The 21,247-nt window shown below is 66.9% G+C and carries 16 protein-coding genes and 1 pseudogene; 8 read left to right on the top strand and 9 right to left on the bottom strand.

The genetic code is table 11. The features are described from left to right. Positions 1-366: 366 nt before the first annotated feature. A complete protein-coding gene (gene arsC, locus FHS82_RS01015) occupies positions 367-792 on the top strand; it encodes an arsenate reductase (glutaredoxin) (RefSeq protein WP_166947811.1) in 426 nt (141 codons plus the stop codon). 253 nt (positions 793-1,045) lie between these two features. Here the strand turns inward: arsC and FHS82_RS01010 are convergent, their stop codons facing one another. The 8 genes from FHS82_RS01010 to FHS82_RS00975 form a co-directional block, all read right to left on the bottom strand. Beyond that, positions 1,046-3,373: a penicillin acylase family protein gene (locus FHS82_RS01010; protein ID WP_166947809.1), complete on the bottom strand. Its 2,328-nt coding sequence runs from the start codon at positions 3,371-3,373 to the stop codon at positions 1,046-1,048. A gap of 49 nt (positions 3,374-3,422) precedes the next feature. Continuing rightward, positions 3,423-4,556, bottom strand: coding sequence for a M20/M25/M40 family metallo-hydrolase (locus FHS82_RS01005; RefSeq protein WP_166947807.1), 1,134 nt, complete (start codon positions 4,554-4,556; stop codon positions 3,423-3,425). After that, positions 4,553-5,746, bottom strand: coding sequence for a M20 aminoacylase family protein (locus FHS82_RS01000; protein ID WP_166947805.1), 1,194 nt, complete (start codon positions 5,744-5,746; stop codon positions 4,553-4,555). The genes FHS82_RS01005 and FHS82_RS01000 overlap by 4 nt, the downstream gene beginning before the upstream one ends. A gap of 23 nt (positions 5,747-5,769) precedes the next feature. Further along, positions 5,770-7,431 (bottom strand): ABC transporter ATP-binding protein, encoded by a 1,662-nt coding sequence (locus tag FHS82_RS00995; protein ID WP_166947803.1) that lies wholly within the window; start codon positions 7,429-7,431, stop codon positions 5,770-5,772. A gap of 3 nt (positions 7,432-7,434) precedes the next feature. After that, on the bottom strand, positions 7,435-8,316 hold the full coding sequence (locus FHS82_RS00990) for an ABC transporter permease (RefSeq protein WP_166947801.1): 882 nt from the start codon (positions 8,314-8,316) through the stop codon (positions 7,435-7,437). Beyond that, the gene (locus FHS82_RS00985; RefSeq protein WP_166947799.1) at positions 8,316-9,257 is read right to left on the bottom strand and encodes an ABC transporter permease; all 942 of its coding nucleotides are present in this window, start codon (positions 9,255-9,257) and stop codon (positions 8,316-8,318) included. Before FHS82_RS00985 ends, FHS82_RS00990 begins: the two co-directional genes overlap by 1 nt. 206 nt (positions 9,258-9,463) lie before the next feature. Then, positions 9,464-11,002 (bottom strand): ABC transporter substrate-binding protein, encoded by a 1,539-nt coding sequence (locus FHS82_RS00980; protein WP_166948865.1) that lies wholly within the window; start codon positions 11,000-11,002, stop codon positions 9,464-9,466. A gap of 254 nt (positions 11,003-11,256) precedes the next feature. Next, positions 11,257-12,768 (bottom strand): M81 family metallopeptidase, encoded by a 1,512-nt coding sequence (locus FHS82_RS00975; RefSeq protein WP_166947797.1) that lies wholly within the window; start codon positions 12,766-12,768, stop codon positions 11,257-11,259. A 190-nt stretch (positions 12,769-12,958) separates the two neighbouring features. On the opposite strand from FHS82_RS00975, the gene FHS82_RS00970 reads away from it, so the two are divergent. Together FHS82_RS00970 and FHS82_RS00965 are read left to right on the top strand one after the other, a co-directional pair. Continuing rightward, complete coding sequence (locus FHS82_RS00970) at positions 12,959-13,726, top strand: IclR family transcriptional regulator (protein WP_246224955.1); 768 nt, start codon at positions 12,959-12,961, stop codon at positions 13,724-13,726. 123 nt (positions 13,727-13,849) lie between these two features. Beyond that, positions 13,850-14,017, top strand: a pseudogene (locus FHS82_RS00965) (ABC transporter substrate-binding protein); the annotation flags it as partial. Positions 14,018-14,120: 103 nt separating this feature from the next. On the opposite strand, the gene FHS82_RS00960 reads toward FHS82_RS00965, so the two are convergent. Further along, positions 14,121-15,749, bottom strand: coding sequence for a sigma-54 interaction domain-containing protein (locus tag FHS82_RS00960; RefSeq protein WP_166947795.1), 1,629 nt, complete (start codon positions 15,747-15,749; stop codon positions 14,121-14,123). 259 nt (positions 15,750-16,008) lie between these two features. Between FHS82_RS00960 and FHS82_RS00955 the strand changes: the two genes are divergently transcribed. Genes FHS82_RS00955 through FHS82_RS00935 form a run of 5 tightly spaced genes read left to right on the top strand, consistent with a single transcriptional unit; the run spans position 16,009 to position 21,244 of the window. Next, positions 16,009-17,184, top strand: coding sequence for a CaiB/BaiF CoA transferase family protein (locus FHS82_RS00955; protein WP_166947793.1), 1,176 nt, complete (start codon positions 16,009-16,011; stop codon positions 17,182-17,184). Positions 17,185-17,220: 36 nt separating this feature from the next. Continuing rightward, complete coding sequence (locus tag FHS82_RS00950) at positions 17,221-18,000, top strand: enoyl-CoA hydratase-related protein (RefSeq protein ID WP_166947791.1); 780 nt, start codon at positions 17,221-17,223, stop codon at positions 17,998-18,000. Between the two features lie 29 nt (positions 18,001-18,029). After that, positions 18,030-19,733, top strand: coding sequence for a class I adenylate-forming enzyme family protein (locus tag FHS82_RS00945; protein WP_166947789.1), 1,704 nt, complete (start codon positions 18,030-18,032; stop codon positions 19,731-19,733). A 1-nt stretch (position 19,734) separates the two neighbouring features. After that, the gene (locus FHS82_RS00940; protein WP_166947787.1) at positions 19,735-20,499 is read left to right on the top strand and encodes an enoyl-CoA hydratase/isomerase family protein; all 765 of its coding nucleotides are present in this window, start codon (positions 19,735-19,737) and stop codon (positions 20,497-20,499) included. A 1-nt stretch (position 20,500) separates the two neighbouring features. Next, positions 20,501-21,244 carry an SDR family NAD(P)-dependent oxidoreductase gene (locus FHS82_RS00935; RefSeq protein ID WP_166947784.1) on the top strand — a complete coding sequence of 248 codons (744 nt, stop codon included), beginning with the start codon at positions 20,501-20,503 and terminating at the stop codon, positions 21,242-21,244. Positions 21,245-21,247: the final 3 nt, after the last annotated feature.

The raw sequence follows: 21,247 nt of genomic DNA, 5'->3' as shown, positions 1-21,247 counted from the left end.
TCATTATAGCGAAAGACTGTTGGTGATCATGGACGGGGCGATCAAGAACGGGCCATTGACATGGACGGCATGGCGCATGGGGTCGAAACCATGCAGCAATCGAAGCCCGGAAGGCGCATGTAAACCAATTGCTTACATTGCGTCAAAGAATATGTAAGCAAAGAACTGACAGTCGCCTTCGAGGGGCGGGTATCGGGAGGGAGGCGGCCTTCGTCACCCCGTTTCGTCATTTTGGAAGCCGCATGTCCGTCGCTCCCCCCATCGAAAGCCTTGACAAGGCGACGCCTGGCACGAATCTGCGGGAGATCGGCCGGAGCGAGGGCCACGTCGCCCCGGTCCGAGGTGAGTTTCGGCATGAGGTGAATCATGGACGTCGTCATCTATCACAATCCCGCCTGCGGCACGTCGCGCAATACGCTCGCCATGATCCGCAACGCCGGTATCGAGCCGCACGTCATCGAATATCTGAAGACGCCGCCGACACGGACGATGCTCCAGCAACTTATAAAGCGCATGGGCATGCCCGTCCGCGCCCTCCTGCGTCAGAAGGGCACGCCCTATGCGGAGCTTGGCCTCGACGATCCGGGCCTGACCAACGACCAGCTTCTCGACGCCATGCTGGCGCATCCGATCCTGATCAACCGGCCCGTCGTCGTCAGCCCGAAGGGGGTGCGGCTCTGCCGTCCGTCCGAAGAGGTGCTGGATCTGCTGCCGCCCCAGCGGGGCGCGTTCACGAAGGAGGACGGCGAGCGCGTGGTGGACGAGCACGGCCGCCGCGTGGCGACGGCATAAGGACGGGCCGAGCCTGTCCCAGCCGGGTCCGTGACCGTTCCGGCAAGGCATAGGCTATCGCAGAAGCGGGACGATGATGCTCAAAGTCCGGTCCCGGGCTTACGCAGATTGCCGGCCGCAACGCAAGGTGCCGCAGAAACATCAATTATGTCAAATAATTGATGCAATCCGTCGGCATATGAAGCGATCTTCCCGTCGCGCCCGACCGCGCCCGGCGTGTATGCCGTTCGATGCAATCAAAACGACGGAAACACTATCCCGGCACGCACACGAACAATTGCCTGGTGGCGGCGTCGACGGCGTCGCGGCTGTAGACGAGCGGGTAGTAATCGCCGTCGCGCCAGGCGGTGGCGAGATCGCCGTAGTGGGGTGAGCCCGGCAGGCCGGACTGGCCCGGCGTGTTGACGAACAGGCTGTTGTCCCAGCCGCCGACGTCGATGATCATGCGCACCGAGGGTCCCGTCGTGACGTCGAGGTTCGAGGCGCGGTAACCCGCGTAGTTGGGGGTGGAGGAGCTGCCGCCGAGCCGCACCGGCGGCATCGACCACGCGGCGGCGCCCTCGGCGATGCCGTCAAGCGGATGCTTCAGCGACAGCCGGTGGATGTCGCCCCAGGCCCAGGCTGCCGGGTCCTCCCCCATGAGCGACCGGCACTCGGCCCAGGCGGCCGACAGGGTTGCGTCCAGCGTGGTCTGCAGCACGTCCTCGTCCGCCGCCCGCACCCAGTCGGCGATCGCCGGCAGGTTGACGGGCTGGAGCAGCGGCAGGTCCTCGTCGGCGAGCCCCGCGGCGCGGCCGAGCGCATTGCCGATATGGCGCGAGAGCCATATCTCGAAAAGCGCCGCCGCGCCGGACGAGGCCCGCAGGTCGCCATCCCACGCCCGCAGAAGGGCGTGCGCCGATGCCGCGTCTCCGCCTGCCCGGTAGCGTTCCCCCAACAGGGAGACGAGGCGCGCGGCGGAGACTGAAAAAGTGTCGTTCTGGAGCCGCGCGCAATCGTCGAGCGTGACCTTGTCCCGTCGCGACAACACGTCGTGGATGCGGTCCGAGCGGCTCGCGTCGAGCCATTCGTAACCGATGGGCGGATGGGTCGCGGCCCAATCCGCGGGCACGTTCATGGCGTTCGCCGTGGCGATGAAGCCGCGTGCCGGGTTCCTTTCCACGGGGCCGTCCTCGGGCGCGAGGTAGCCCGCCCATGCATAGCGGCCGTCGCCCGGCACGGGCAGCAGGCCGTTCCAGCCCTCGCGCAGCGGCGTCGCGCCGGACGGCTTCCAGCCGATGGTGCCGGCCAAGTCCGCATAGACGTGGTTCACCGACGGCGTGCCCCAGCCGCGCAGTGCCTGCGTATAAGCATCGAAACTACGTGCCCGCATCACCGCGAGGCTCGCCATGTAGGGCGCCATGCCGGCGTCGGTCCACACGGTGCGCAGCGCGTAGGCGCGGCGGGCGGCGGGATCGCGGTGGATCACCGGGCCGTGGCGGGTGAAGTAAAGGCTGCGCCGCTCGAACCCGCTTCCCCTGACGGGGATGTCCTCGACGCATTCCGTCATCCTCTCCCAGCCATCGCCGAAGCGGTAGCTGAGCGGATCGTCGGGGCGCGTGTCGTAGACGAAGACGTCTTCCTGATCGGCGCCGAAGATCGTCAGCGCGAACGCGGCGGTGCCGTTGTGCCCCATCGAGATCCCCGGCACGGCCGGCTCTCCCGCGCCGATGGCGTCGAAGCCGGGCATCGAGAGGTGGACGACGTAACGGATCGAGGGGAGGGTGTGGATGCGGTGCGGGTCGAGCGCCAGGATGGGCCGCCCGGTGGCGGATTTTTCCGCCGACACGGCCCAGTTGTTCGACCCTTCCGACTGGACCGCCTGGACGATTTCCCCGGTGGGCGCGACCCTCCGCCACCGGGAGGCTTCCGCCGGCGTGGCCGCGAGGCGCTGTGCCGAAAAGCTCACCGGGGCGACCGCGAGATTGAAGTCGTCGAGGATCGCAAGCGGCAGGGAGGCGAGATCGAGGTCGGGAGCGGTCTGCGGTACGACGGGCGGCTCGCGTCGCAGGCGCAGTTCGTCCGCCGCGGCGCCTGCGCGCGCGGTCAGCCGGGCACGCAGGATCTCCGACGTCGCGTTGCGGGTGAGGGAATGGCTGCGGATGCGCACGACATCCTCCGCCGCCCAGCGGGAAGGCGCGTTGCCAAGTTGCGCGAACTCCGGTGGCAGGGGGTGCGCGCCCGCCTCGATGCCGGCGATATAGGCATTGATGCCTGCGGCGAAGGACGCGCAGATGGCCTGCGCGTCGCTGCCGTAGGCCGCCCATTCCGCCGCCATGTCGCCCCTGTATAGGAAGAGGCGCGCGGCCCGGTCCTGCTCCAGATAGCCCGGCCCGAAATCGGCGGCGAGCAGGCCGAGTCCGCGCTTTCGCCACAGGTCGATCTGCCATAGCCGGTCGCGGGCCACGTTCCAGCCCTGGGCGAAGAACAGGTCGTCCCGGTTCCGCGCCCGGATGTGCGCCACCCCCCATGTGTCGACGGCGATCTCGACGGGTTCCTGCAACCCCTCGACGACGATCGGGGCGGGGGCGTTTCCGGGCATGGCTGGTTCATCCTTCTTGAGGGGCGCGCCGTGTCGTGGTCCGGCCGCGTTACCGCAGGCGTGTGAACAGGCCCGCGAAGAGCTGCGCGCGCTCGCGCAGGCTCGCGACCTCGATATGCTCGTTGAGCGTATGCAGGCCCGCGCCGCGAACGCCGATCGAGTCGAGAGTGGGAATGCCGAGCGCGCCGGTGAAATTGCCGTCCGAGCCGCCGCCGGCGCTCGCATGGGTAAGCTCGAAGCCGATTTCCCGGGCGATGTCGCGTGCGACGGCGTGGAGCGCCATCGTGCCCGGCTGGTCCGGCTCCCACACCGGCCGCGTGACGCCGCGCGTCACCTCGAAGACGACATCGCCGGCTTCGCCCGCCAGCGCGAGCATGCGCTCGACGCCCCGGTCCAGATCCTCCTGCTTCTTCGCCATGCTCAGCGCTTCGGCCTCGCACGAGGAAGAGACGCAGTTCACCCATTGCCCGGCATGAACGACGCCAACGCTGAAGGTGCAGTCGTCGGTCGTCATCGCCTCGATTTCAAGTATCTTCTGCGCCATGCGGGCGATGGCCGAGCGCCCCTCCGCCAAAGCGGCGCCCGCGTGGCTCGGGCGGCCGGTGGTCCGCAGGTTGTAGCGGGCGATGGCATAGCGGCCGGTGACTGCGCCGCCGTCGGCCAGCGCGGGCTCGGGAACGAGGACGTAGCGGTTCTTCAAGGCTTCCTGTTCAATCAACTCGCGCGTCGAGGGCGTGCCCACCTCTTCGTCGGGAGTGAGCAGGAAGGTGACGGGAAGCGGCGTTACCAGGGCGGCGCGCACGAGCTGGCGGATTGCCTCGAAGGCGACGAAATTGCCCGCCTTCATGTCCTGGATGCCGGGGCCGTAGCAAAGGTCCCCCTCCCGGCGGAAGGGCAGCTTCTCCAAGGTGCCGACGGGGTGCACGGTGTCGAGGTGGCCCGAGACGAGGATGCCCGGCGCGCCGAAGTCCCGGTGGGGGAAGCGCGCGCGCAGCGACCCGCCGTAGCCCAGGCGCCCCGGGATGCGCTCGACATGCGCACCGGCCGTCGCGAAGTCGAAGGCGGCGACGTCCATCATGCGGTCGACGGCGGCGGCGTCGAACGTGGGGCTTTCACACGTGATCCAGGGCCGCAGCCGGTTCACCATGTCGTCGATGTCGAAGGGAAGATTGAGGGCGCTCATGCCGTCGGTTCCTTGTCGATGGGCAATCGGGTTTCGATGATGCGCGCGTAGATGGAGGCGCCGACGGGAAGGATGTCGGGATCCAGCACGAACGCGGGGTTATGCAGGGGAACGGTCCCGGCGTGGCCGAGATTGAGGTAGCTGCCCGGCACGCGCCGCAGCATGTCCGCGAAGTCCTCGCTGCCCATGAAGGGCGCATCTTCCTCGGCGACGTTCCCGGCGCCCACCACGTCGGCGGCGGCCGCCAGATAGGCATCGGAGAGTTCGGCGTCGTTGAGCAGCACGTCGAAGATCTCATGGAAGGCGACGTCGATGGCGATGCCGTGGCCAAGGGCGAGGCCCTCGCAGATGGCGCGCATGCGCGACTGGACGAGGTCCCGCACGTCGGTGCTGAAGAAGCGGATCGTGCCTGTGATCGTGGCCGTTTCCGGGATGACGTTGTACGCAGAACCGGTGTGGAACTGCGTGCAGGAGACCACGCACGCATCCGTGGCGCGCACGTTCCGGCTGACGATGCTCTGCAACTGCTGGATGAGGTAGGCGCCGATCACCAGCACGTCGCGCGCCTGATGAGGCATGGCGGCATGGCTGCCCCGGCCCCGGAGATGGATGTCGAAGAACGAGGCGCCGGCCAGTGCCGCGCCCTTGCGCAGCGTGGCATGGCCGGGCTTGCCGGTCGGCTGGTTGTGCATGCCGTATATCTCGTCGCAGGGAAAGCGTTCGAACAATCCCTCCTGCAGCATGCGCCGCGCGCCGCCTAGCCCTTCTTCGGCGGGCTGGAAGACGAAGACGGCGGTGCCGGCGAAGCCCCGGCTGGCGGCGAGATATTGCGCGGCGCCGAGCAGCATCGTGGTGTGGCCGTCGTGTCCGCAGGCGTGCATCCTGCCGGGGTTACCGGAAGTGTAGGCGACGCCGGACGCCTCCTCGATCGGCAGCGCGTCCATGTCGGCCCGCACGCCCACGCGGCGATTGCCGGCGCCACCGCGCGTCCCCCGGCCGTGCAGGATGCCGACGACGCCGGTCGTGCCGATGCCGGTGTGGACCTCGTCGAACCCCCACGAGCGCAGTTTGTCCGCGACGACGGCGGCGGTGCGGCTTTCCTCGAAGCCGAGTTCCGGGTGCCGGTGCAGGTCCTCGAAGATCGAAAGGAGATCGGCCGACCGTTCATGTATCGCGGGAATGACAGGCATATGCTGGCCCTCTGTTTCTCATGTTAGCTGGCTTCCAGATAGCGACGGCCGGCGAAATCCCAGAAGCGCCCCGGCGCCGCGTCGATGAGCGTCCGGGTGTACTCGTGGCGGGGATGCGCGAGCACCTCGGCGGCCGGTCCCTGTTCCACGACGACACCGCGCTGCATGACGATGACGTCGTCGCAGATCTGGGCGGCGACGCGCAGGTCGTGGGTGATGAAGATGATGGCGATGCCGACCGCTTGCTGCAGTTCCGCGAGCAGGTCGAGAACCTGCGCCTGCACGGACACGTCGAGGGCGGAGACGGCCTCGTCCGCGACCAGCACGTCCGGACGCAGCGCGACCGCGCGGGCGATGGCGATGCGCTGGCGCTGTCCGCCCGAGAACTGGTGCGGGTAGCGGTTCAGGGCGTCCTCGGGCAGCGAGACGATCTTGAGCAGGCGTCGCGCCTCCGCGACAGCTTCGTCCCGGCTGATGCCGTAGTTGAGCGGGCCTTCGGTGAGGCTCTTCTCGATGGTCCAGCGCGGATTGAGCGAGCGGAAGGGGTCCTGGAACACCACCTGCAGGTGCTTGCGATGGCGCCTGAGCTGCGGGTGGGGCAGATAGGCGATGTCGTGGCCCTCAAGGAAAACATGCCCCTCGGTGGGGTCGATGAGGCGCATGATCGAGCGCGCGACCGTCGACTTGCCGGAGCCGGATTCGCCCACGATGCCGAGCGTGCGGCCGCGCTTCAGCGTGAAAGTGACGCCTTGCGCGGCCTTCACCGGCGGCCGCCGGTTGAACAGCGAGCCGGCATGATAGGTCTTGCCGAGGTCGCTCACCTCCATGACCGGCGGCTCCTTCGGCTCCGGGCGGGGCACGCGGGGCGTCAGGCCGGGGATGGCGTCGAGCAGGTCGCGCGTGTAGGGTTCCCGCGGGGTGCGCAGGATATCTCCGATCGGGCCGCTTTCCACCACCCGCCCATGCCGCATGACGCAGACGGAATCGGCGATCTCGGCCACCACGCCCATGTCGTGGGTGATGAACAGCACGGCCGTGCCGTGCTTCTCCTGCAATTCGGTGATCAGCGAGAGGATCTGCTTCTGGGTCGTGACGTCGAGCGCGGTTGTCGGCTCGTCGGCGATGAGCAGGACGGGTTCGAGGATCAGCGCCATGGCGATCATGATGCGCTGGCGCTGCCCGCCGGAAAGCTGATGCGGGAACGAGCGGTAAATGCGTTCGACGTCGGGCAGGTGCACCTGCCGCATGATGTCGAGCACGCGGGCGCGTTTTTCGTCCTTGCCGAGCCGGGTGTGGAGGTCGAGGACTTCGGTGATCTGCCGGCCGACCGGCATGACCGGGTTGAGGGCGGTCATCGGCTCCTGGAAGATCATGGACAGTCGCGTGGCGCGCATCTCCCGCATCTGCGCCTCGCCGAGCGAGAGCAGGTTCTCGCCCGAAAGCGAGATGCGTCCGGAACGCACGGCGAGCGAGCCCTTCGGCAGCAGCCCCATGGTGGCGAGGGAGGTGACGGACTTGCCCGAGCCGGATTCGCCGACGAGGCAGAGTGTCTCCCCCTTGCGGATGCGCAGCGAGATGCCGTGCAGGAATGGTTCGTTTTTCGACGTGTGGGCCAGGCCGACCACGAGGTTCTCGATGTCGAGCACGACGGGGGCGCCGGAAAAGTCGCGGTTGCGCAGTTTCATGCCTCAGCCCTCGCGCATTTTGAGACGGGGATCGAGCGTATCGCGTACGGCGTCGCCGAGCAGGTTGATCGAGAGGATGCACAGCGTCAGCATCAGCCCCGGCCACAGCACCAGCGAGGGCTTGATGCGGAAGAAGGTGCGCCCTTCCGCCATGATGTTGCCCCAGGTCGGGATCTCGGTGCTGACGCCCGCGCCGAGGAACGAGAGGATCGCCTCGGTCAGGATGGCGGATGCGACGATATACGTGCCCTGCACGATCATCGGCGCCATCGTGTTCGGCAGCAGGTGCTGGAACAGGATCTTGAACGTGCTCGATCCCAGCGCCGCCGCGGCCTCGACATAGGGCTCCTCGCGTGCCGTCAGGATCACGGCGCGCACCAGGCGCACGACGCGGGGTATTTCCGGAACGGTGATCGCCGCGACGACGGAGCCGATGCTCGGGCCATTCAGCGCCACGAGGGCAATGGCGATGAGGATCGAGGGCATGGCCATCAGCGCGTCCATCATGCGCATGATGACGGCGTCGGCCCCGCGGAAGAAGCCGGCCACCAGGCCGATCAGCACGCCGAGCGCCACGCTGACCGCCGCCGCCGCGATGCCGATGAACAGCGATATGCGGCCGCCGATGATGACGCGGGAGAGGAGGTCGCGGCCGTAGGCGTCGGTGCCGAGGATATAGTCGGCACTCGCGGGCTTCAGCCGTTGGAGCGGCGACATGGCCATGGGGTCGTGCGGCGCCAGCCACGGCGACAGGATCGTCACGACGATGATGAGGAGCAGCACGACGGCGGCGATGGTCGGACCGATCCCGAGGGCCGCCACACGCGGCAGCGGCAGGAAGCGCAGGATGGATCGCATCCCGGAGGGGCGGGTTGTCTGGGCCATCAGTAACGGATCCTCGGATCGAAAATGGTGTAGGAAATGTCGATGAGCAGATTGATCAGGACGTAGATCGCGCTCGTCAGCAGGATCATGGCCTGGATGACGGGGTAGTCCCGCGCCAGCACCGCATCCACCGTCAGGCGGCCGATTCCCGGGATGTTGAAGATGCTCTCGGTGACGACGACGCCGGAAATCAGCAGCGCGAAGCCGGTGCCGACAATCGTGACGATGGGAATGGCGGCGTTGCGCAGCGCGTGGATGAACAGCACGCGCCGTTCTCCCGCGCCCTTGGCGCGCGCCGTGCGCACATAGTCCTCGCCCAGCACCTCCAGCATGCTGGCGCGCGTCATGCGGGCGATGAGCGCGATGTAGATCGAGGCCAGCGTCAGCGCCGGCAGGATGGCCCGTTCGAGAAACGGCACGATCCCCTTGCTGATGGGCGTGAAGCCCTGCACCGGCAGCCAGCCGAGGTTCACCGCGAACAGCAGCAGCAGGAGATAGCCGACCAGGAACACGGGCATCGAGAAGCCCAGCACGGAGAAGCTCATGACGCAGTAGTCGATCCAGGAGCGCCGCCGCCACGCCGCCGCCACGCCCATGGGGATGGCGAGGACGACGGAAATGGTGATGGTGAGCAGCGCGATGGAAATGGTCGGCCCAAGGCGCTGGCTCATCATATCGATGACCGGCACGCCCGAGATGAGAGAGACGCCGAGGTCCCCCTGCAACAGCGCGCCCATCCAGGTGATGAACTGGATATGGATCGGCTGGTTGAGCCCCATGGCCTCGCGGATGCGCTCCAGTTGGGCGGGGGTCGCGGCATCGCCCGCGATGATCGCAGCCGGGTCACCGGGGGTGAGACGCAGCAGCAGGAACACGAACACCGCGACCAGCAACATGACGGGAATGACGGCAGCGATCCGTTTGAGAATGTAGGCCAGCATGTCGATCCTCGCTCGCCGAATGGTTGTTGAAGGGGGAGACCCGCCCGGGACACGTCCGGCGTTCCCGCCGGCCTTTTCCTCCTTCCGGCCATAACCGTCCCGTTCCCGGACGTGGCGGCTTGCCGCTGTCCGGGTTGTCAGGGAGGGGGCCGGTTGTTATTGGCGCCGCGCCGAGCGCGACGCCGCCCGTGCTGGACGGGGGCGGTTCATTCCGCCTTGTTGAGGTTCCAGAACACCGGGATCGGCGCGCGGATCATGTCCGTCACGCTGGCGCGCCGCGCCTGGGGCGGGTTGTACTCGCCGAGGGGGATGTAGAGGACATTCTCCATGGCGTGGGCCTGGATCCGCGCAGCAACCTTCGCCTGGTCCTCCGGCGTCGCCGCCGCGATGAACTCCTGCTTCAGCTTCTCGATCTCGGCATCCTGCGGCCAGCCGAACCAGGCCGTGTCGCCGCGCCCGTTCAGCATCACGTTGTTCAACGGGCCGGCGATTTCCGGGATCTGCCAATTGGTGAAGAAGACGTTCCAGCCGCCGTCCTTTGGCGCCGCCTGGGAAGCGCGCCGGCCGACCAGCGTCTGCCAGTCCATCGGCTGCATGTCGACATTGAAGCCGGCGGCGCGCAGCAGCTGGGCCGCGACCACGGGCTGGGCCGTGAGGCTGGAGACGTCGGTCGGCTGCATCAGCACGACGGGCGTATTGTCGTAGCCCGCCTCCTTGAGCAGCGCCTTCGCGCGCTCGGGGTCGCCCTTGGCGATGAGCGTCTCGGCCCCGGCCTCGGACGCGAGCGGCGTGCCGCAGCCGAAGATCGCGCCGCAGGGCTTGTAGAACTTCGGATCGCCCATCATCGTCGCCAGCACCGGCTCCTGAGAGAGCGCGAGCAGGGCGGCCTGGCGGATCTTCTGGTTGTCGAACGGCGGGTGCTTGAAGTTGAGCCGGCCCATCGTCTGGTATCCGAGCGGGTCGCGCAGTTCGAGCACCACCTTGTCATCGCCGTCGAGGAGCGGTGCGAGATCGACCGGAACCTGCTCTATGTAGTCGATCTCGCCGCTGGCGAGCGCGTTGACGGCGGTCTGGCCGTCGGTCATGGTGAGCCACCGCACCTTGTCGACATTCACGACCTTGCCGCCCGCGAGCCAACTCGCCGGTTCGCTGCGCGGCACGTAGTCCGTGTTCTTGACGTAGGAGACGCCGACGCCCGGCTGGAACTCCTCCGGCACGAACTTGAAGGGGCCGGAGCCGATATGCTCCTTGATGGCGGTGTCCGCCGGGGTCTCCGCGATGCGCGCCGGCATGATGAAGGGCGGCAGCGCCGACTGTTTGGCGATGGTGTCGAGCAGCGGCGGGAAAGGCTTGTCGAGCGTCCACACCAGCGTCTTGTCGTCCTTGGCTTCGAGCGACGCCGTAATGTCCATGATGAGCTGGCCGCCCGCATCGCGCTTGGCCCAGCGCTGGAGGGAGGCGACCGCGTCCGCCGCCGTCACGGGGGCGCCGTCATGGAATTTCAGGCCGTCGCGCAGCGTGAAGGTGTAGACCTTGCCGTCGCCGGATACCTGCCAGTCCGCCATCTGCGGCTGCGGCTTGAAATTCTCGTCGACCGCGATCAGCACGTCGTAGATCATGTAGGCGTGGTCACGGGTGATATGCGCGGTGGTGATGACCGGATCGAGGACGCGCAGGTCTGAGTGCATCACGGCGGTCACTGTCCGGGCGGAGGCGGGCGCCGCCGAAAACCCTGCGACCAGCATCAGCACCGGGAGCGCGAGGCTGCTCAGCAGCGCGCGCGGCCGGAGACCGCGCCTCGCCGGACGCCTGGCATGTACTTCGTCGTCAATACAATGCGTTGCTGATACAATTCTTTCCTGACCGATAATAGACATGGTTTTTTATCCCTCTGGAGAACATGATTTTCGTTTGTCATGTTTTATATTGACGTTGCTGCGGAGGCTGAAGACAGTTTCAGGAGGCCGTTACCTCCCGGAAACGCCGACGCCTGCCGAGGTTATGCCGCCGGCGAAAACGGCCGGCCGAGAGGTTCCAGCCGGATGCCGGGCCGGAGCCGCTTCCAGGCGAGCACGGCGGGGCTGAGCGGCATGGGGCCGGGCGCGGTGCATACCAGGATGGTTTCCGCGATGGGATCGAAGTCCGCGCGGAAATGCACCGAACTCTTGTTGACGAGGATCGCCTGCCGCTCGGGCTCGATGCCGACCATGCGGTAGAGCGCCCGGTCGGCCATCTGCGCCTTGTGCGAGACGACGACGACGCGGATGTCGTCGATGCGCAGCGCGGCTGAGGGGCCCATTCGCATATGCGCCCCACCGTAGTAGGGGCCCGGCGCGACGACGTTCCCGTCCGAAAGGCGCTCGACCGTGAAGGTGCCGACGAACGGCGCGTCGCCCGGCACGCCGGAGCGGCCGCCGAGCGCAAGCGTGACCTGTGCTCCTTCTCCGGCGGCATGCGCTGCCTTCGCCGCCTCCGGATCGAAGAGGCACCCGAGCGCCGCCGCCCGCGCGCCACACGCCACCAGTGCCCGCAACATGCCGGTGGTGTCGGAGTCGCCGCCGGCGCCGGGATTGTCCTGTGTATCGGCGATGATGACGGGCCGCGTGGCCGTGCGGGCGATCTCCATCGCCGCGCGTACCCCCGCGTCTGGTTCGTAGGACGTGCCGGCGAATGCCGGCTCCGCGGCGAGGACTGCGTCGTGCAGCGCGTCGGCGGCTGCCTCGACCGCTGTCTCGGAGCGGCCGTAGGTCACGACCACCGGGCCGCATTCGGGAAAATCGGCTGCCGGGAACCCGGTGAAGAGCGAACTGGACGTCACCTGCCCGTCCCTTTCCTGCGCCACGGTGCGGGCGTAGAGCCCTTTTGCGGGCTCCTCGCTCGTGCATTGCCACGCGATCGGGATGAGGTAATCGAGGCGGCGAATGGCCTTGAACCACGGCTGCGGCCGTTCCATCAGCTCGCCGAGGACTGCCGCCGCGCGCCGGCCGGTGTCGGCCATGTCGATATGCGGATAGGTGCGAAAGCCGACCATGGCGTCCGCCGCCTCGAACATGCGCGCGGTGATGTTGCCGTGCAGGTCGAGCGCAACCGCGACGGGCACCCGCGGGCCTATCGCTTCCCGCACGCGCGAAAGGAGCACGCCTTCCCCGTCGTCCTCGTGCTCCGCGACCATGGCGCCGTGCAGGTCGAGGAAAACGCCGTCCAGCGGGCCGGCGTCACGGATGCCGGCGACGATCTCGCCGGCGATCGCCTCGTAGGCAGCGGCCTCGACGGGGGCGGAGGGGATCGCCCCCGCCCACAGCACCGGCACGACCTCCCATCCCTGCTCCTGCGCGTAGGCGATGGCGCCCGCGATGCCGAGGTTGATGCCGCGCGAACGCACGATCACGTCCGCGCCGCGGGCGAACGGCATGTAGCCTCCGCCCTGAATGAAATCGCCCATACGCGCCGGAGACGGGGCGAACGTGTTCGTCTCATGAAGAAAACCGGCGACACCTATGCGTCTTGTCATGACCCGCATCCCGCTCTGGATGGATTCCACTTTTTCTTGCGTCCTGATCGGACTGTGGATATCCTGTATCGCTCAACGATATAGTCATATTGGTAATACTAGGAGGGTCTTGAATGTCTTGTCAATCGCTTTTGGTGCGCAGATGACATTTCGGAGCGTGCACCGTGCGAACGCACAAAGGGCCATCAATTTGGAGAGCGACGCCGAGGGTGATCCGCTGTTCCTGCGCTCGGTTGCGCGGGTGATGCAGGTTCTGAATGCGTTCAACGACGCCCACCGCCCGCTGACGTTGAGCGAGATCGCCACTGCCGCGCGCATCGACCGCAGCGCCGCCCAGCGCATCGTCCATACTCTGCGGAAACTCGGTTACATCGCCCGCGACGACGACGACAGGGGCTACATGCTCGGGCTGCGCGTGCTCGACCTGACGCTCGATTTCATGCGCCTCAACCCGCTGGTGAAGCGCGCGAGCCCCATCCTGCTGGAGTTGCGCCGCCGGGTGAGCGAGCGCGTGGACTTGTCGCTGTTCGACGACACAAGGGTGCTCTACGCCATGCGCATGCCGAGCAAGCGGGAGGCGTTCCACGCCACGCTTCCGGGGCACAGCGTGCCCGTCTACTGCTCCTCGGGGGGCGTGGCGATCCTGGCGCGGCTCGACGACGAGCAGGCGCGCGACATCGTTGCACGCAGCGACCGCACCCCCTTCACAGCCTTCACGATGCGCGAGGTGGAGGAGGTTATGCAGGCCGTCGAGGAAACGCGGAGGAAGGGCTTCGCCTGCCTCACGAACCAGATCATGAACGAAGAGGTCGCCATAGGCGTGGCGATCACGGCGCACGACGGCCGCCCGCTGGCCGCCATTCACATCGCCGGGTCGCTGCTCGAATGGTCGAAGGAGGAGTTTGTGGCGAATTTTTCCGGGCTGGTGATGGAAGCCGCGGACGCCATCGGCAGCTGAGGCGGGCCGCCGTTCAGGTTCGGAAGAGCGATGGAAGGCCCGCCGGTCCGGCTCCCTCCCCGGACGTGGCATGCGTATTGCTAAAGGTATTGCTAAAGGTGAGGTAAGCGACGAATGGCGGTCATCCGCGCGGACGGGCGCATGGTGCACGACATGTATCTGGTCCGGGCGAAGACGCCGGAAGAGTCGACCGGAGAATGGGATCTCATGAAGGTTCTGCGGACCATCCCGGGCGGTAGGGCCTTCCGGCCGCTGTCCCTTTCCACCTGCCGGCTCGTCCGGAAGAGCTGAGTCCGCCCGGTCTCCCGGCGCCGGATCGTGTCATCGTTTCTGTGGAGCGATGACACGATATGACTTTTTGATTTTGAATGAACTTTTCAGATCGGAAAGCGCTCTATGGACGTTGGGAAATCTCTGCCAGCTTCTTGTAGAGATAGGAGCGCGATATGCCCAGCTCCTCGGCGGCGCGTTTCTTGTTTCCGCTGTGGCGTTCCAGCGCCTCCCGAATCAGCGCGTGCTCCACGTTGCCCACCGTTTCGCGGATGGTGGCGGAACTGTTGACGGGGGGCGGGGCTTGATGATGCTCCGCCTCGTCTTCCAGGCTGCGGAAGTTCGCCAGGGTCAGCTCGCTCCCGTCCGCGAAGATCATGGCGCGCTGCACCTCGTGATGCAGCTGGCGGACGTTGCCGGGCCAGGAAAGGCCTTGCAGCATCTGCAGGGCGAGCGGATGGATGCGCCGTACGGGCGAGCCGATGCGCTGGCTCACTCTCTGCACGAAGTGGCGCACCAGCAGCGGAATGTCGCCCGACCGCTCGCGCAACGGCGGAACGTAAAGCGTTACGCCGTTGATGCGGAAATAGAGATCCGCCCTGAAAGCCTCTTCCGAGATCATGCGGCGCAGGTCGCGGTTGGTGGCGCTGATGAGGCGGAAATTCGTGGTGCGGGCGCGGTTGGAGCCGACCCGCTCGAATACCCCGTTCTCGACCACGCGCAGCAGCTTGATCTGCGTTTCCATCGGCATGTCCCCAATCTCGTCGAGGAACAGGCTGGAGCGATCCGCCATCTCGAACTTGCCGCTGCGGCCCTCGCGGCGTGCGCCCGTGAAGGCGCCGGCTTCGTAGCCGAACAGCTCGCTCTCGACAAGCGTCGACGGCAGGGCGCCGCAATTCAGCACCACCATGGGCCGCTCGACCCGCCGGCTGAGATTGTGAATGGCATGCGCCACGAGTTCCTTGCCGGAGCCGCTCTCGCCGGAAATGAATACGGGCACGTCGAGGGGCGCGACCTTGCGGATCTCCTCCTTGAGCTGGCGGATGGCATCGCTCTCGCCGACGATTTCCTCAAGGCCGAAGGCGCGATGGCGCAGTCCCGCGAGCTCTTTCTTGTAGTAATCCACCTCGGCACGCAGCGATGAAATCTGGCGCGAGAGTTCGTGCACCTCCTCAGGGGCCTTGAACATGACGCGCCCGATCGCGCCCACGAGCTGGCCATCGCGCAGGATCGGCACGCGATTGACGACACGGGCCACGTTTCGCATCTCCTGCACCTGCCCGATTTCCGGCGTCCCGGTCTTTGCGACGATGTGCAGGCGGGTGTTCTCGATCACGTCCTGCACGGGACGGCCGACGGCGTCGCCGCGCGCATGGCCGAAGAAGCGTTCGTGGACCGGACTGAGGTAGCGGAGCACGGAATCTTGGTCGACCACCGTGATCCCCTCGAAGGGGTTGGTGAGGAAGTGGTTCAGGATGTCGAACGCGATGTCCACGCTGAGGATGAAGTCCACGAGCGTGGACGATTTGTCCTCACGATGGACAACCACCGCCGTCATGTCGTCGGCCGTAGGCGTGGCCAGCACGACGTGCGGCTCGTCCTTGTACGTCGTGGCGGAAATGCGTTTGCCCGCTCCCGCTCCCTTCATGTGATCCACGATCGCATCCGCCAGCCCGGACGTGCGCGCGGGCTCGGAAGCAAAGGATATGGCGCCGGTGTCGTCCAGGACGACAATATTCAGGAGGGTGGGCATGGGGCGTTTCCGTGTGTTCTTTGAGGACATATGATTCTTGCAAGTGTCCATGCTGAAAACAGCAAACAACAACGGAAACGCGGTGGCAAGGAGAAAATAGCCTGCAACCGTATGAAATATATGCGGTTCGTGTGGGTGGCACGGGGCTTGCTAGTCATCGTTGGCACAAGGATGACTAGCAATGACCGCAACAAATCCGCCTCACTTCAAACTCCCAGTCTCGAAGCTGCCGCCGGGCCGCAGATCGGAGAAGTTCCGAATGCTTGACGGCGTGCGCGTGCTGGATCTGACCACCTCCATTGCCGGGCCATATGCCACCATGCTCCTGTCGGATTTCGGCGCGGAGGTGGTGAAGGTCGAGCGTCCGGGGGGCGACGATGCCCGGCATTGGGGGCCTCCGTTCCTGGACGGTGAATCCCTCTGGTTTCTCTCGGTCAACCGCAACAAGAAGAGTGTCCGGCTCGACTTCTCAGTCCCGGAGGGGCGCGAGGTGCTCGCCGGCCTGATCGACAGCGCCGACGTGCTGGTGACCAATCTGCTACCCACGGCCCAGCGCAAGTTCGGCATCGATGCCGGCAGGCTGAGGTCGGCCCGGCCCGACCTGCTGCATGTGTCCATCACCGGCTTCGGCCTGAACGGGCCCTATGCCGCGCGCCCGTGCTACGACCTTATCGCCGAGGGATTTTCCAGCGTGATGGACCTGACCGGGCCGAGCGGGGCCGCGCCGCAGAAGGTGGGCGCGCCTGCCGCCGACATGCTGGCCGGCACCGATGCCGCGCTCGCGACGCTGGCCGCTCTGAACCGCCGCGCCGTTACGGGTGAGGGCTGCACTATCGACATCGCGCTGGCGGAAAGCATGGTCCGCTTCATGGCGCCGCGCATCGTGCCCTTTCTCGGCTCGGGCGAGGTACCGCGCAGGAGCGGCGGCACCGACAGCGTCATCGCCATTTACCAGACCTTCGACACCGCCGACCTGCCTCTGACGCTCGGCCTGGGGAACGACGGGATCTGGAAGCGTTTCTGGGACGCGGTGGAGGATCCCGCCGGGGCGGAGGGAGAGGAAGTGGCGACCAATGCGGCCCGCCGCGCCAACCGTGGACAGATCGTCGACCGGATCCAGACGATCCTGCGCCGGCGCCCGCGTGCGGAATGGCTGGAACGATTCTCGAAGGCGAGGGTGCCTGCCGGGCCGATCTACCGCGTCGACGAGGTGGTGGAAGACCGACACCTGCTTGAGCGTGATACCTTCTTCCGAATCGATCAGAATGACCGCCAGATACCGCAGGTTTCACTGGGTATTCATGTCGATGGCGAGGCGGCGGGCTACGTCGCCGCGCCACCCCGCCTCGGCGAGCACAGCGAGGAACTGCTGCGCGGTCTGCTCGGCTACGACTGTGAAAAAATACAGAGGCTGCGCACGCTCGGCGTGATCTGAGCGGCTGACAGCCCCGATTATTCAGGAGGAAACCCCATGGCATACGAAACCATTCTCTACAGCGAAGACGGCCCCGTCGGCACGCTCACGCTGAACAGGCCCGACGACGGCAACATGTTCAACGCCGTCATGTGCCGCGAGCTGCGCGACTGCATCGAGGCCGTGCGCACCGAAACGCGCACCCGGGTTCTGGTCATCACCGGTGCGGGCGACCGCTTCTTTTGTACCGGGGGCCGCAAGGACGGCCTGGAGCCGACCAACCTCTATGCCGGCGTGCTTCCCACGCTCGAAATGTACGACGCGATCGAGCGTCTCCAGAAGCCCGTCATCGCCAGCGTCAACGGTTTCGCGGTGGGCGGCGGCAACGTGCTGCAGATGGTCTGCGACCTCTCCATCGCCAAGGAAAGCGCCGTTTTCCGCCAGGTGGGGCCGATGGTGGGCTCGTTCGACGCCGGTTACGGCACCTGGTTCCTGGAGGACATCGTCGGCAAGCGGCGCGCCAAGGAGATCTGGTACCTCAACGAGAAGCTGACCGCACGGCAGGCCCTCGAATACGGACTCGTCAACAAGGTCGTGCCGGACGACCAGCTCGCTGCCGCGACGCGGGAAATGGCCCTGACCATCGCCGAGCGCGGCCCCTTCGCCCTTGCATCGCTCAAGGCGGCGTTTTCCGCGCGGCACTCCGGCGTCGGCGGGCTGGCCCGCCTGGCGCACGATCTGCTGCTGCGCGGCTATCTCGACTCCGATGAGTCGCACGAGCTTTCGGAAGCTTTCGCGCAGCGCCGCAAGCCGGACCCGGCCAAGTTCGGCAAGTGAGCGTGGCACGAAGCGAGAGCCGATGTCCGATGCAGTCAACTCTGCTAACCCTTCACGATCCGGCTACGGCGCGTACCTATTACGAGGCGCGGCAGTGGCGCGATGACACTCTCTACGGCCTCGCGGCCGCTCATGCCGCCTCGCGTCCCGATCGCTACGCCTTGCGCGACGCCACGCGCCGCCTGACCTGGGCGGAGCTGTTGCGCTGGGCCGACGCGACGGCGGCCGACCTGCTGGCCACCGGGCTGCGCGCCGGGGATCGGGTCGGCGTGTGGCTGCCCAATCGCGTGGAGGCCACGGTGGCCTTCCTGGCCTGTTCGCGTGCCGGGTTCGTCTGCGTGCCTTCGCTGCACCAGAACCACACGGTGGGCGAAATCGTCACGCTGATGGAGCGCTGCGCGGCTGCTGCCCTCGTCGCCCAGCCGGGTTACGGGGCGGATGCCGACCGGCATGACATCTTCATCGCGGCGCTCCACCTGCCGGCCATGCGCCGCGTCTATACGGTGGAGGCGCGGCCGGGGCTGTCCGGCAGGGTGGCGGCGTTCCCGCCCGCCGATGCGCCGGCGGCATTGCCGCCGCCCGTCGCCAATCCGGACAAGATCACATACCTCGCCTTCACCTCGGGCACCACGGGCGCCCCGAAGGGGGTTATGCACTCCGACAACACGCTGCTGGCCAATGGACGCGCCATGGTGGCGGACTGGCATCTGGGGCCGGATACGGTGATCTATTCACTCAGTCCGCTCAGCCATCACATCGGCACCGTGGCCCTTGAGCAGACGCTCGTCGCCGGTTGCGAACTGGTGCTGAACGACGCCGCAAAGGGCGTGAGCCCGGTCGACCGCATCGTCGAGACCGGCGCGACCTACGTGATGGGCGTCCCCACGCATGCGATCGACATACTGGGCGAGATGGAACGGCGCGGACTCGCCTCCCTGGGCGCCGTCAAGACCTTCTACATGGCCGGGGCCGCCATTCCGATGCAAGTGGCGCGCCGTTTCCTCGCCTATCGCATCACGCCGCAGAACATTTACGGCATGACCGAGAACGGCTCCCACCAGTACACGATGCCCGACGACGACGTCGAGACCATGGTCCGCACCTGCGGCAAGGCCTGCGCGGCCTACGAAGTGAGGATCTGGCGGCCCGACGCGCCGGACATCGAGGCGGAGCCGGGCGAGGTGGGCGAGATCGGCGGGCGGGGCGCCTGCCTGATGCTCGGCTATTTCGGCAATCAGGCCATCACCGAGCGCTCCTTCAACGCGCACGGGTGGTTCATGTCCGGCGATCTGGGAAGGCTCGATCCGAACGGCAACCTGGAAATCGTCGGCCGCTCCAAGGATCTCATCATCCGCGGCGGCCATAACATCCACCCCTCCCGGATCGAGGATCTCGCCATCCGCCATCCGTCTGTCTTCAAGGTGGCGGCCTTTCCGGTGCGCGACGACCGGCTGGGGGAAAAAGTGTGCCTGGCCGTCATCCCCTGCGAGGGAGCGGACGTCACCGCCGAGGAGATGCTGGCCCATCTCTTCGAGACCGGCCTGTCGAAATACGACATGCCCGAATACTTCCTCGTGCTCGATGCCTTCCCCCTGACCGCCAGCGGCAAGGTCCTGAAGCGCGAGATGGTGGAACAGGTGCGCGCCCGTCAGATCGAGCCGACGCCTGTCCGCTTCAAACCCGCCACCAAGCCCGTCGCGGCCACCGATCCCCTCACGACAAAGGGAAGCTGACATGGTGAAACTCTTGCGCGAGGGCGCTCTCGCCCTCCTTACACTCGACAGGCCCGAGGCGCTGAACGCGCTTTCCTTCGCCGTCATCCGCGACATCGGCGCGGCCATCGACGAGGCGGCGGGGTGGGACATCCGCGCCCTCATCCTGACCGGCACCGGGGAAAAAGCCTTCTGTGCCGGCGCGGACATCAAGGAACTCGTCGGCCGCTCCCTCATGGACGAGCGCGCGGGGTCGGAACTCGGCCAGCGCGTGTTCGCGAAACTCGACAGTTTCAAGGTCCCCTCCATCGCCGCCATCAATGGCTATGCCTTCGGCGGCGGGCTGGAACTGGCGATGGCCTGCACCTTCCGCGTCGCATCGTCCAAGGCGCGGGTTGGCCTGCCGGAGATCAAGCTCGGCCTCATTCCCGGCTATGGCGGCACGCAGCGCCTGCCGCGCCTCGTCGGTGAGGCGCGAGCCGCAGAGATCGTCCTCACCGGCCGCACCATCGACGCCGAGGAGGCGCTCGCGATAGGGCTCGTCACCCGGCTGGCCGACGGCGACGTGGTCGAAGCCGCCAAGGCGTTCGCCGCCGAGTTCACGGGTTACGGCCTGCCCGCGCTCGCCCTTGCGCGGGCCGCGGTGCGGCGCGCGCTCGACGTGCCGCTCGACGAGGGGCTGCGCATCGAGGCGGATCTTTCCACGCTTGCCTACCGCACCGAAGACGCCGCCGAGGGTCTCACCGCCTTCATCGAGAAGCGCAAGCCGCAATTCCGGGACAAGTGAAATGACGAGCCGAAACATCTTCCTCACCGGCGCGAGCCGCGGCATCGGGGCCGTGGTGGCGATCGAGCTGGCGCGGCGCGGCCATACCGTCGGCTGCTTCTCGCGCCGGGGCAGCGGCCTGGAGCACGCGGACGTGCCCGAAGCGCTGAAGGCGCGGCTGGTGCCCCTGAAGGGCGACGTGCTGGACGCGGAATCGGTGGCAGCGGCGTTGGCGGCCTTCGCTGCGGCCGCCGGATCCGTCGACGGCGTCGTCAATAACGCCGGCGTGCACATCGCCCGTCCGTCCGACAGCCAGCCCCTGGCGGAGTTCGGGGAGGTTATGACCACCAACACCACGGCCACGTTCAGCGTGTGCCAGCAGGCTTACCCCCACCTCGTCGCGGCGGGCGGCGGGCTCGTCGTCAACATGGGTTCCTTGTTCGACAAGCTGGGCGTGCGTCACAACGCAGCCTATTGCGCCTCCAAGGCGGCGGTCGCCGCGCTCGGGCGCTGCCTGGCCGTGGAGTGGGCGGCCATGGGCATCCGCGTGCTCACGGTGGCGCCGGGCTATATCGAGACCGATCTCAACAAGGACTATCTGGCTTCGGAGAAGGTACGCACCTTGCTCGCGTCCCGCATTCCCACGGGCGGTCCGGCCGGCCCCGGGCAGGTGGCGCGGCTGATCGCCAGCCTCTTCGAGGAGGACATTCCCTTCCTGACCGGCGAGACCATCTATCTCGATGGCGGTCAGGGTATGGCGCACTGAGGA

The organism is Pseudochelatococcus lubricantis, from assembly GCF_011762225.1.
GTDB lineage: Bacteria > Pseudomonadota > Alphaproteobacteria > Rhizobiales > Beijerinckiaceae > Pseudochelatococcus > Pseudochelatococcus lubricantis.
The sequence above is the reverse complement of the archived record's forward strand: the minus strand, read 5'-3'. Positions and strand labels throughout refer to the sequence as shown.